The following is a 12,150-nucleotide window of genomic DNA, read 5'->3' as shown; positions in this document are numbered from 1 at the left end:
AGACGTCTAGTTTCGGTTACCAGCGGTAGTGCGAGAATGCACGGTTGGCGTCGGCCATCTTGTGCGTGTCTTCGCGCTTCTTGACGGCGCTGCCGCGGTTGTTCGCTGCGTCCATGAGTTCGCCGGAAAGGCGCTCGACCATGGTCGTTTCGTTACGCTTGCGGGCAGCGGCGATCAGCCAGCGGATGGCCAGAGCCTGACGGCGCTCCGGACGAACGTCGACCGGAACCTGGTACGTCGCACCACCAACGCGGCGCGAGCGCACTTCGACGTGCGGTGCAACGTTGTCGAGAGCCGAATGGAACACGCCGAGCGGATCGGCCTTTGCCTTGCCCTGAACGACATCGAAGGCGCCGTAAACGATCGTTTCGGCGACGGACTTCTTGCCGTCCAGCATGATGGCGTTCATGAACTTGGTGACGACGAGATCGCCGAACTTCGGGTCCGGGTTGATCTCGCGCTTTTCTGCTCTATGGCGACGGGACATACTTTTCGTCTTTCTTCAAATGGTTCCGACCAGCGAAATGGCGCCGGTTACTGTATTATTTCGGACGCTTCGCGCCGTACTTGGAGCGGCGCTGCTTGCGGTTCTTGACGCCCTGGGTGTCGAGAACGCCGCGGATGATGTGGTAACGCACACCCGGAAGGTCCTTCACGCGGCCGCCACGGATCATGACGACGGAGTGTTCCTGCAGGTTGTGGCCTTCGCCCGGGATGTAGCCGATGACTTCGAAGCCATTGGTCAGGCGGATCTTGGCGACCTTACGCAGAGCCGAGTTCGGCTTCTTCGGGGTCGTCGTGTAGACGCGGGTGCAAACGCCGCGCTTCTGGGGGTTTTCCTGCAGGGCAGGAACCTTGTTGCGCTTTACCTGCGCCTGGCGCGGCTTGCGGATCAACTGGTTTACGGTAGGCATAGAACCATCCCTTGCAAATCTAGTCTCGTTTACCCTTGCGGGCGGATACATGGCCACACGCGTGTTCATGCGCAATAAAAGGCCAATCCGCTTTTGCGGATGACCTCCATAGGCAGAGGACGCCAGTTCAGCGTCATGCGTGCAGCATTCATGTTCTCAACGTGCGTCGAGCCCTGTTTGAGGCGAACTTCAGAACGAGTCGTTCCGAACCAGCCAGCCTCACATAGGCTCTGATGGCGTGCGGTCTACTGACTTAAGGGCAAAAGGTCAAGGGGCGGGGCGAAAGAATCCCGGAGCGGAATGGCTGTCCTGCCTGAAAAGCAGGGCTTTCGGCGCTCTCCCCTGCCCCTTTCAGGGTGCATCCCGGCTCCCCAGCCTTCGCCGGAGAACATTAAGGAAGCGTGAAGACGGAATCAACGGCAGGGACGGCGTGCGGCGGACGCATCCGGGAATCACCTTTTGGTGCGCCCGCCGATTTTGCATTTGGGCCTTGCCGCCCTACCCTTTATAGAACCGGCATCACCGACCCGAAAGGAACCCGCCATGGCGTCCAATGCCGACAACGACAACAACACGCTCGACGAGCCGATGGTCTTCATCATCATCGGCAAGGCCTATGAGCGCGAGGGCGACGAGGGCATCGACATCCACGTCATGCTGCGTGCGCCGGACGACGACAGCGCCGTGCGCGAGGCGCTGAACGCGCTTTCGGAGGAAGGCTTCCTCGAAGCCGACCTCGACCAGATCGGGACGCTGACCGGCGCGCCGGAGGACGAGCCTCACGCCTCCGCCTATCAGGGCGCACTCGAAGGAGAAGTGGCGATCATCCGGTTTGCCTGATGACCGCCCCCTTCCTTACTTGATTTCGCCGCTCGGCAGAGGCGTGTCATCCGTCTCTGCCGGCAGCACCGGATAGACCACCTCCGGCATCCGGCCTTCCAGCGTGCCGAGGAAGGCGACGATCCGGTCCACGTCGGCCTCCGCCAGGTCCTCGCCGAGCTGCGAGGTGCCCATGATCGCGACGGCCTGCTTCAGGTTCCAGACCTTGCCCGAGTGGAAATACGGCGCCGTCAGCGTGACGTTGCGCAGCGGCGCGGCGCGGAAGACGTAGGAATCGTCCGCCGTGGCCGTCACGGCGAAGCGCCCCTTGTCGTTCTCCGGCAGGACTTCGGCGCCCGGCTTCTCGATGAGGCCGAACGGGTAATAGCCGTTGCCGCCGAGATTGATGCCGCTGTGACACGACGCGCAGCCCTTGTCGATGAAGAGCGCAAGGCCCTCCTTCTGCTCCACCGTCATCGCGCCATCGTCGCCGTTGAGATAGGCGTCGAAGGCGGCCGGCGTGATCAGGGTCGCCTCGAAGGCCTCGATCGCCTTGGCCATGTTGTCGAAGGTCACCGGGTCGGCCTCGCCCGGGAAGGCGGCCGTGAACCACTCGACATATTTCGGCATCGACTTCAGCGTCGCGACGACCTGGTTGGGCGTGTTCGCCATCTCGACGCCCGCCTGGATCGGCCCCTTCGCCTGCGCCTTCAGGTCTTCCGCGCGCCCGTCCCAGAACTGGGCCTCGTTGAAGACGGCATTCAGCGCCGTCGGCGAGTTGCGCGGTCCCTTCTGCCAGCCGTGGCCGATCGAGGTTTCCAGATTGTCGTCGCCGCCCGTCGCCAGGTTGTGACAGGAATTGCACGAGAAGACGCCCGAGGCCGAAAGGCGCGGATCGAAGAACAGCGCCTTGCCGAGGTCGATCTTCTCCGGCGTGATCGGATTGTCGCTGACCGCCGGATAGGTCGACGGCAGGGGTTTGAAGATGTCGAGGGCCGTTGCGCGCAGATCGGCAGGAACCGGATCGGCGGCAAGGGCCACGGTCGCGATGACCGATGCGGCGACCGTCGCCAGCAGGAATTTCATGGCTACCTCCATTCGTTGGGATACGAATGGACTTTAGAACCGCTCCAATCTGGCCACTTGCGCCAGATCAAGCCGCCCTGCCCTGTCCTTGCGCATAAACAAAAAGCCGCCCGAATTATTTCGGGCGGCTTTGTCAATCGTCAAAAGCGGCAGCGATTACTCGGCCGCGGCGCCCTCGCCGCCGGCGAGGTCCGCCAGCATCGGGGTGGCGACGCCGGCGCCCGTCGACTTGCGGCGCTCGTCGAGAATCATCTCGTCGCGGGCCGTCGCGATGCGGCGGATCTGGGTCATGGTACCACCCGTGCCGGCCGGGATGAGGCGGCCGACGATGACGTTTTCCTTGAGGCCCTGCAGGCCGTCGGTCTTGCCGGCGATCGCCGCTTCCGTGAGAACCTTGGTGGTCTCCTGGAACGAGGCGGCCGAGATGAACGACGGGGTCTGCAGCGAGGCCTTGGTGATGCCGAGCAGCACCGGCTCGCCCGAGGCGGGCTTCTTGCCTTCCTCGATCAGGGCGTCGTTGACGTCCTCCAGCTCGATCCGGTCGACATTGTCGCCGACGATGTAGGTGCTGTCACCTGCATCCGTGATCTCGACCTTCTGCAGCATCTGGCGAACGATCACCTCGATGTGCTTGTCGTTGATCACAACGCCCTGCAACCGGTAGACTTCCTGGATTTCGTTCACGAGGTAGGAAGCAAGTGCCTCCACGCCCTTGATCGCCAGGATGTCGTGCGGCGCCGGATTGCCGTCGAGGATGTAGTCGCCCTTTTCGATGTAGTCGCCATCCTGAAGGTGGAAGGGCTTGCCCTTCGGGATCAGGTACTCGACCGGCTCGACACCGTCTTCCGCCGGCTCGATCGTCACGCGACGCTTGTTCTTGTAGTCGCGGCCGAAGCGGACGGTACCATCGATCTCGGCGATGATGGCGTGGTCCTTCGGACGACGGGCCTCAAACAGTTCGGCAACGCGCGGCAGACCACCGGTGATGTCCTTGGTCTTGGCGCTTTCCAGCGGCGAACGGGCAAGAACGTCACCCTGGGAGACCTTCTGGCCCGGCTCGACCGAGAGGATCGCGTCGACCGAGAGCATGAAGCGGGCTTCGCCACCGCGCGACAGCTTGGCGACGGCGCCGTTCTTGTCCTTGATGACGATGGCCGGCTTCAGGTCGGAGCCGCGCGGCGTCGAGCGCCAGTCGATGACCGAACGCTTGGTGATGCCGGTGGATTCGTCCGTCGATTCCAAGACCGAGATGCCGTCGACCACGTCCTCGAAGTGAACCGTACCTTCCACTTCCGTCATCATCGGACGGGTGTAGGGGTCCCACTCGGCGAGACGCTGGCCGCGCTTCACCTTGTCGCCGTCGTCGACGAAGATCTTCGAACCGTAGGCGACACGCTGCGAGGAACGTTCCACGCCGCGCTCGTCGAGGATGGTGATCGCCATGTTGCGGCCCATCGCGACGAGTGCGCCATCGGAATTGCGCAGCATGTTGCGGTTCTTGATCTGCACCGTGCCTTCATACGAGGCTTCCAGGAACGACTGGTCGACCACGGTCGCCGTGCCGCCAAGGTGGAAGGTACGCATGGTGAGCTGGGTGCCCGGCTCGCCGATCGACTGCGCCGCGATGACGCCGACGGCCTCGCCCATGTTGACGGGCGTGCCGCGTGCAAGGTCGCGACCGTAGCAGACGCCGCAGACGCCGGTCTGGATCTCGCAGGTCAGCGCCGAGCGGATGCGGATCGACTGGATGCCGGCCTTCTCGATCGCGGCGACGTCGGCCTCGAGGATCATCTTGCCGGCATCGACGATGCGCTCGCCGGTGACCGGATGATCGATGTCGTCGAGAGCCGTGCGGCCGAGGACGCGGGTGCCGATGGAGGCCACGACCTGGCCGGCATCGACGATCGCCGTCATGGTGAGGCCCTTGTCGGTGCCGCAATCCGTGTGCGTGACGATGCAGTCCTGCGCGACGTCGACGAGACGGCGGGTCAGGTAGCCGGAGTTCGCGGTCTTCAGGGCGGTGTCCGCCAGGCCCTTGCGGGCGCCGTGCGTCGAGTTGAAGTACTCGTTCACGGTCAGGCCTTCCTTGAAGTTCGAGATGATCGGCGTCTCGATGATCTCGCCCGAGGGCTTGGCCATGAGGCCGCGCATGCCGCCCAGCTGGCGCATCTGGTTCGGAGAACCGCGGGCGCCGGAGTGCGACATCATGTAGATCGAGTTCATCGGCTTCTGGCGGCCGGTCTCGGGATCGAATTCGACGGCCTTGATGCGCGCCATCATCTCTTCCGCGACCTTTTCGGTGGCCTTGCCCCAGGCGTCGACGACCTTGTTGTACTTCTCGCCCTGGGTGATCAGGCCGTCATTGTACTGCTGCTCGTATTCCTTGACGAGATTTTCGGTGTCGCCGACGATCTTCGCCTTGGTATCCGGAATGACCATGTCGTCCTTGCCGAACGAGATGCCGGCGCGGCAGGCGTGGGAGAAGCCGAGCTGCATGATGCGGTCGCAGAAGATGACCGTGTCCTTCTGGCCGCAGTGGCGGTAGACCGTGTCGATCATCTTGGAGATGTTCTTCTTGGTCATTTCCTGGTTGCAGATATCGAACGGGATGTTGCCGTTCTTCGGCAGCAATTCGCCGATGATCATGCGGCCGGGCGTCGTCTCGTAGATCTTGGTGTAGGGCTTGCCCTCACCGTCGACCGACTTGTAGCGGCCGCGGATCTTCGCGTGCAGCGTCACGACCTTGTTTTCGAGCGCATGGTGCAGTTCGCCCATGTCGGAGAAGGCCATGCCTTCGCCCGGCTCGTTCTGGTTCATGATCGACAAATAGTAGAGGCCGAGAACCATGTCCTGCGAGGGAACGATGATCGGTGCGCCGTTCGCCGGATGCAGGATGTTGTTCGTCGACATCATGAGCACGCGCGCTTCCAGCTGGGCTTCCAGCGAGAGCGGGACGTGGACGGCCATCTGGTCGCCGTCGAAGTCGGCGTTGAAGGCCGTGCAGACGAGCGGGTGCAGCTGGATCGCCTTGCCTTCGACCAGGATCGGTTCGAAGGCCTGGATGCCCAGGCGGTGCAGCGTCGGCGCGCGGTTGAGGAGAACCGGATGCTCGCGGATGACCTCGTCGAGGATATCCCAGACTTCCGGCTTTTCCTTTTCGACCAGCTTCTTGGCCTGCTTGACGGTCGAGGAGAAGCCCTTGGCGTCGAGGCGGGCATAGATGAACGGCTTGAACAGTTCGAGCGCCATCTTCTTCGGCAGGCCGCACTGGTGCAGCTTCAGTTCCGGGCCGGTCACGATGACCGAACGGCCGGAATAGTCGACTCGCTTGCCGAGCAGGTTCTGGCGGAAGCGGCCCTGCTTGCCCTTCAGCATGTCGGACAGCGACTTCAGCGGACGCTTGTTGGCGCCGGTGATGACGCGGCCGCGGCGGCCGTTGTCGAACAGGGCGTCAACCGATTCCTGAAGCATGCGCTTCTCGTTGCGGATGATGATGCCCGGCGCGCGCAGCTCGATGAGGCGCTTCAGACGGTTGTTGCGGTTGATGACGCGGCGGTAGAGATCGTTGAGGTCCGACGTCGCGAAACGACCGCCGTCCAGCGGGACGAGCGGGCGCAGGTCCGGCGGGATCACCGGAACGACCTTCATGATCATCCATTCCGGGCGGTTGCCGCTCTCCATGAAGTTCTCGACGATCTTCAGGCGCTTCATCAGCTTCTTCTGCTTCAGGTCCGACGTGGTGTCGGCCAGATCAGAGCGCAGATCGCCGGCGATCTTCTCGAGGTTCATCGAGGCGAGCATCTCGTAGATGGCCTCGGCGCCGATCATCGCCGTGAACTGGTCTTCACCATATTCATCGACGGCGATCATGTATTCTTCTTCGGAAAGAAGCTGGTTTTCCTTGAGCGCGGTGAGGCCCGGCTCCGTCACGATGTAGTTCTCGAAATAGAGAACGCGCTCGACATCCTTCAGCGTCATGTCGAGGAGCGTGGCGATGCGGGATGGCAGCGACTTCAGGAACCAGATATGGGCGACGGGCGCGGCGAGCTCGATATGGCCCATGCGCTCGCGGCGAACGCGCGACAGCGTGACTTCGACGCCGCACTTTTCGCAGATGATGCCCTTGTACTTCATGCGCTTGTACTTGCCGCACAGGCACTCGTAGTCCTTGATCGGCCCGAAGATGCGCGCGCAGAACAGACCGTCACGCTCCGGCTTGAACGTGCGGTAGTTGATGGTTTCCGGCTTCTTGATCTCGCCGTACGACCAGGACAGGATCTTTTCCGGAGACGCGATCGAAATGCGGATGGAGTCGAACGTCTGCGCAGGCACCTGCGGGTTGAAAAGGTTCATGACCTCTTGGTTCATGCCTATCTCCTTCGTGGGCCAGTGGCCCTCTGCTTAGCAGTCAAATGCGGCGATACCCGGGTGCCGCACGACTGCCTGAAACGGATGAGCCGCCCCTCGCCTTGCAGCGGGAGCGGTAACGGTGCGCGCCTTTCCGGCGCGCACCTTGTCAGGCTTATTCCGCCGCGTCGGGAAGCTGGCCGGCTTCGGCTGCGGAATCGACCTTCGAGTTTTCCAGCTCGACGGAGAGGCCGAGCGAGCGCATTTCCTTGACGAGAACGTTGAAGCTCTCCGGAATGCCCGCCTCGAACGTGTCGTCGCCACGAACGATCGCCTCGTAGACCTTGGTGCGGCCCGCCACGTCGTCCGACTTCACGGTCAGCATTTCCTGCAGCGTGTAGGCGGCGCCGTAGGCTTCGAGCGCCCAGACTTCCATTTCCCCGAAGCGCTGGCCGCCGAACTGCGCCTTGCCGCCCAGCGGCTGCTGGGTGACGAGCGAGTACGGACCGATCGAGCGCGCGTGGATCTTGTCGTCGACAAGGTGGTTCAGCTTGATCATGTACATGTAGCCGACCGTGACCTTGCGGTCGAAAGGCTCACCCGTACGACCATCGTACAGAACCGACTGGCCCGAGGGGTTGAGGCCCGCGCGCTCCAGCATGCTGGCGACGTCCGGCTCATGCGCACCGTCGAAGACCGGCGTCGCGATGGAGACGCCCTTGCGGGACTGCTCGGCAAGCTTGACCAGGGCGGCGTCGTCGAAATGGGCGACTTCATCCTTGGCCTCGCTCTCGTAGACTTCCGTCAGCTCGCGCTTCAGGTCCGAGATGTCCATGGTCTTGCGGTATTCGTCGAGCAGGTCGCCAATCTTCTTGCCCATGCCCGCGCAAGCCCAGGCAAGGTGGGTTTCGAGGATCTGGCCGACGTTCATGCGCGAGGGCACGCCCAGCGGGTTCAAGCAGATGTCGACATGCGTGCCGTCTTCGAGGAACGGCATGTCCTCGATCGGCAGGATGCGCGAGACGACGCCCTTGTTGCCGTGACGGCCGGCCATCTTGTCGCCGGGCTGGATCTTGCGCTTCACGGCGACGAAGACCTTGACCATCTTCATGACGCCCGGAGGCATCTCGTCGCCGCGCTGGACCTTCTCGACCTTGTCCATGAAGCGCTGTTCAAGGCGCGACTTGGATTCGTCGTACTGGCCGCGGAGCGCTTCGATCTCGCCCTGGACCTTCTCGTCCTCGACGGCGAACATCCACCACTGCGAGCGGGGATATTCGGAGATGACGGCGTTCGACAGCTCGGTGCCCTTCTTGAAGGACTTCGGGCCGGCGACGGCGACGTGGCCGCGCAGCATGTCGGTCAGGCGGCCGTAGACGTTGCGGTCGAGGATCGCCTGCTCGTCGTCACGGTCCTTGGCGAGACGCTCGATCTCTTCCCGCTCGATCGCCATCGCGCGTTCGTCCTTCTCCACGCCGTGGCGGTTGAAGACGCGAACTTCGACGACCGTGCCGAAGGTGCCGGGCGGCATGCGCATGGAAGTGTCGCGAACGTCGGATGCCTTCTCACCGAAGATGGCGCGCAGGAGCTTTTCTTCCGGCGTCATCGGGCTTTCGCCCTTCGGGGTGATCTTGCCGACCAGGATGTCGCCCGGCTGAACCTCTGCGCCGATATAGACGATACCGGCTTCGTCGAGGTTCTTCAGCGCTTCTTCCGAAACGTTCGGAATGTCGCGCGTGATTTCTTCCGGGCCCAGCTTGGTGTCGCGGGCCATGACTTCGAATTCCTCGATGTGGATCGAGGTGAACACGTCGTCGGAGACGATGCGTTCGGACATCAGGATCGAGTCTTCGTAGTTGTAGCCGTTCCACGGCATGAACGCGACGAGCGCGTTGCGGCCGAGCGCGAGGTCGCCGAGGTCGGTCGACGGACCGTCCGCGATGATGTCGCCCTTGTTCAGAACGTCGCCGACGGTGACCAGCGGGCGCTGGTTGACGCAGGTGTTCTGGTTGGAACGCTGGAACTTCTGCAGGCGGTAGATATCGACGCCCGACTTCGACGGATCGAGGTCTTCGGTGGCGCGGATAACGATACGGGTCGCATCCACCTGGTCGACGACGCCGCCGCGGCGGGCCGCGATGGCGGCGCCCGAGTCACGGGCGACGACCGGCTCCATGCCGGTGCCGACGAACGGGGCTTCGGCGCGCAGGAGCGGCACGGCCTGACGCTGCATGTTCGAGCCCATGAGCGCGCGGTTCGCGTCGTCGTTCTCGAGGAACGGGATGAGCGCGGCCGCGACCGAAACGAGCTGCTTCGGCGAAACGTCCATGAGGTTGATCTGGTCGCGCGGGGCGAGCATGACTTCGCCGGCGTGACGGCAGACGACGAACTCTTCAGCGAAGGAACCGTCGGCCTCGAGCACCGAGTTGGCCTGGGCGACGTGATACTTGGCCTCTTCCATGGCGGAGAGGTAGACCACGTCCGTCGTCACCTTGCCGTCGACGATCTTGCGGTACGGCGATTCGATGAAGCCGTACTTGTTGACGCGGGCGAAGGTGGCGAGCGAGTTGATCAGACCGATGTTCGGGCCTTCCGGCGTCTCGATCGGGCAAATACGGCCGTAGTGGGTCGGGTGAACGTCGCGGACTTCGAAGCCGGCGCGCTCGCGGGTCAGACCACCCGGGCCAAGGGCCGAAAGACGGCGCTTGTGGGTGATTTCCGAGAGCGGGTTCACCTGGTCCATGAACTGCGAGAGCTGCGAGGAACCGAAGAACTCGCGAACGGCGGCGGCTGCCGGCTTCGCGTTGATCAGGTCCTGCGGCATGACCGTGTCGATCTCGATCGAGGACATGCGTTCCTTGATCGCGCGCTCCATGCGCAGCAGGCCGAGACGGTACTGGTTCTCCATCAATTCGCCGACCGAACGGACGCGGCGGTTGCCGAGGTTGTCGATGTCGTCGATCTCGCCCTTGCCGTCGCGCAGCTCGACCAGCATCTTCACGACGGCGAGGATGTCCTCCTTGCGCAGCGTGCGGACCGTGTCGGCGACGTCGAGGTCGAGGCGCATGTTCATCTTCACGCGGCCGACGGCGGAGAGGTCGTACCGCTCGGCATCGAAGAACAGCGTGTTGAACATGGCTTCGGCCGAATCCATGGTCGGCGGTTCACCCGGACGCATGACGCGGTAGATGTCGAACAGCGCGTCCTGGCGGTTCTCGTTCTTGTCGGCGGCGAGCGTGTTGCGGATATAGGCACCGACATTGATGTGGTCGATGTCGAGGACCGGGATCTCGTCGAAACCGGCGGCCAGGATGACCGGCAGGGTCTTCTCGTCGATTTCGTCGCCGGCTTCGAGATAGATCTCACCCGTCGAATAGTTGACGATGTCCTCGGCAAGGTAGTTGCCGTAGAGCTCCTCGTCGGTCGCCTTGAGGGCCTTCAGGCCCTTTTCCGAGAGCTGGCGGAGCAGACGCGGCGTCAGCTTCTTGCCGATCTCGACGACCACTTCACCGGTGTCGGCGTCGACCATATCCGCGACGGCCTTCTGGCCCTTCAGCGCGTCGGGATTGAACGGCACGCGCCAGCCTTCGCCGTCGCGCTGGTAGAGCGACTTCGTGTAGAAGGTCGACAGGATGTCTTCGCCGTCCATGCCGAGCGCCATGAGCAGCGAGGTGACGGGGATCTTGCGGCGGCGGTCGATGCGCGCATGCACGATGTCCTTGGCGTCGAACTCGATGTCCAGCCAGGAACCGCGATAGGGGATGACGCGCGCGGCGAAGAGCAGCTTGCCCGACGAGTGGCTCTTGCCCTTGTCGTGGTCGAAGAACACGCCCGGCGAACGGTGCATCTGGGAGACGATGACGCGCTCGGTGCCGTTGACGATGAACGTGCCGTTGTCGGTCATGAGCGGCATGTCGCCCATGTAGACGTTCTGTTCCTTGATGTCCTTGATGGACTTGGCACCCGTATCCTCGTCGATATCGAACACGATGAGGCGCAGCGTCACCTTGAGCGGTGCTGCATAGGTCAGGTCACGCTGGCGGCATTCCTCGACGTCGAACTTCGGCTGTTCGAATTCGTAGGAGACGAATTCGAGCATGGAAGCGCCGGAGAAGTCGGTGATCGGGAAGACCGACTTGAAAACGGTCTGAAGCCCCTCGTCCGGGCGACCGCCGGCGGGCTCTTCAACCATCAGGAACTGGTCGTAGGATGCCTTCTGAACCTCGATGAGGTTCGGCATGACTGCGACTTCGGGGATTTTTCCAAAAAACTTGCGTACGCGCCTACGACCGTTAAACGAAAGGGTCTGAGCCATCGTCGCTCCTTCAAATTTGCATCCGGGCCTGCAACGGACGGGGTTCGCTGGCCAGTCGATCCCGTCGACCAATGGGTTGGTTCAATCTCGTCTTGCTGCCGGTCGACGGGCCGGATTGCCCAATCTTGCGGTGAAGACCATCCTCTTGAAGAACCCATTACCCAAAAGCCGTTTTCAGCGGCTTTTGGGTAATCAGTTCAGCGGAAAGGATCGACGGGAGAGGGCTTTCGCCCTCCCCCGCAGCATTCCGATATTACTTGACGTCGACCTTGGCGCCGGCGTCCTCAAGCTTCTTCTTGAGGTCAGCGGCTTCAGCCTTGGAAACGCCTTCCTTGACAGCCTTCGGAGCGCCTTCGACGAGGTCCTTGGCTTCCTTGAGACCGAGACCGGTGATGGCGCGGACTTCCTTGATGACGTTGATCTTGTTGGCGCCGGCGTCGGCGAGGATCACGTCGAATTCGGTCTTTTCTTCTTCAGCAGCAGCCGGAGCAGCACCGCCGCCAACGGCAGCGACAGCTACGGGAGCAGCAGCCGAAACGCCCCACTTCTCTTCGAGCAGCTTGGAAAGCTCGGCGGCTTCCAGAACGGTCAGCGAGGAGAGGTCTTCTACGATCTTTGCGAGATCAGCCATTTTCATATTTCCTTTTGTTCGGTTCGAACTGGTGTGTT

At 62.7% G+C, this 12,150-nt stretch carries 7 protein-coding genes; 1 reads left to right on the top strand and 6 read right to left on the bottom strand.

Translation table 11 applies throughout. The annotated features are described in order from the left end of the window. Positions 1-16: 16 nt before the first annotated feature. Together rpsG and rpsL are read right to left on the bottom strand one after the other, a co-directional pair. Positions 17-487 (bottom strand): 30S ribosomal protein S7, encoded by a 471-nt coding sequence (gene rpsG / locus WMC41_RS07800; protein WP_023516514.1) that lies wholly within the window; start codon positions 485-487, stop codon positions 17-19. 55 nt (positions 488-542) lie between these two features. Further along, a complete protein-coding gene (gene rpsL / locus WMC41_RS07795) occupies positions 543-914 on the bottom strand; it encodes a 30S ribosomal protein S12 (RefSeq protein WP_003507760.1) in 372 nt (123 codons plus the stop codon). A gap of 543 nt (positions 915-1,457) precedes the next feature. On the opposite strand from rpsL, the gene WMC41_RS07790 reads away from it, so the two are divergent. Next, the gene (locus tag WMC41_RS07790) at positions 1,458-1,754 is read left to right on the top strand and encodes a transcriptional regulator (RefSeq protein ID WP_272805244.1); all 297 of its coding nucleotides are present in this window, start codon (positions 1,458-1,460) and stop codon (positions 1,752-1,754) included. Between the two features lie 15 nt (positions 1,755-1,769). Here WMC41_RS07790 and WMC41_RS07785 read toward each other — a convergent pair whose 3' ends face one another. From WMC41_RS07785 to rplL, 4 genes are all read right to left on the bottom strand, one after another. Next, entirely contained in the window at positions 1,770-2,819 is a 1,050-nt protein-coding gene (locus WMC41_RS07785) for a cytochrome-c peroxidase (RefSeq protein WP_244765694.1), read from the bottom strand. A gap of 156 nt (positions 2,820-2,975) precedes the next feature. Then, positions 2,976-7,187, bottom strand: coding sequence for a DNA-directed RNA polymerase subunit beta' (gene rpoC, locus WMC41_RS07780; protein WP_272805242.1), 4,212 nt, complete (start codon positions 7,185-7,187; stop codon positions 2,976-2,978). A 154-nt stretch (positions 7,188-7,341) separates the two neighbouring features. Beyond that, positions 7,342-11,481 (bottom strand): DNA-directed RNA polymerase subunit beta, encoded by a 4,140-nt coding sequence (gene rpoB, locus WMC41_RS07775; RefSeq protein ID WP_432347596.1) that lies wholly within the window; start codon positions 11,479-11,481, stop codon positions 7,342-7,344. Between the two features lie 253 nt (positions 11,482-11,734). After that, a complete protein-coding gene (gene rplL, locus WMC41_RS07770; protein WP_244765697.1) occupies positions 11,735-12,112 on the bottom strand; it encodes a 50S ribosomal protein L7/L12 in 378 nt (125 codons plus the stop codon). Between the last annotated feature and the right edge of the window lie 38 nt (positions 12,113-12,150).

The organism is Shinella yambaruensis (assembly GCF_050859155.1).
Classification (GTDB): domain Bacteria; phylum Pseudomonadota; class Alphaproteobacteria; order Rhizobiales; family Rhizobiaceae; genus Shinella; species Shinella yambaruensis.
Note: the sequence above shows the minus strand (reverse complement) of the source record. Positions and strands in the feature narration are given on the sequence as shown.

What these genes read in the sequence shown, in the direction of transcription:
- rpsG (WP_023516514.1), bottom strand. Translation starts at nt 487, where the DNA reads ATGTCCCGTCGCCATAGAGCAGAAAAGCGCGAGATCAACCCGGACCCG.
- rpsL (WP_003507760.1), bottom strand. Translation starts at nt 914, where the DNA reads ATGCCTACCGTAAACCAGTTGATCCGCAAGCCGCGCCAGGCGCAGGTA.
- WMC41_RS07790 (WP_272805244.1), top strand. Translation starts at nt 1,458, where the DNA reads ATGGCGTCCAATGCCGACAACGACAACAACACGCTCGACGAGCCGATG.
- WMC41_RS07785 (WP_244765694.1), bottom strand. Translation starts at nt 2,819, where the DNA reads ATGAAATTCCTGCTGGCGACGGTCGCCGCATCGGTCATCGCGACCGTG.
- rpoC (WP_272805242.1), bottom strand. Translation starts at nt 7,187, where the DNA reads ATGAACCAAGAGGTCATGAACCTTTTCAACCCGCAGGTGCCTGCGCAG.
- rpoB (WP_432347596.1), bottom strand. Translation starts at nt 11,481, where the DNA reads ATGGCTCAGACCCTTTCGTTTAACGGTCGTAGGCGCGTACGCAAGTTT.
- rplL (WP_244765697.1), bottom strand. Translation starts at nt 12,112, where the DNA reads ATGGCTGATCTCGCAAAGATCGTAGAAGACCTCTCCTCGCTGACCGTT.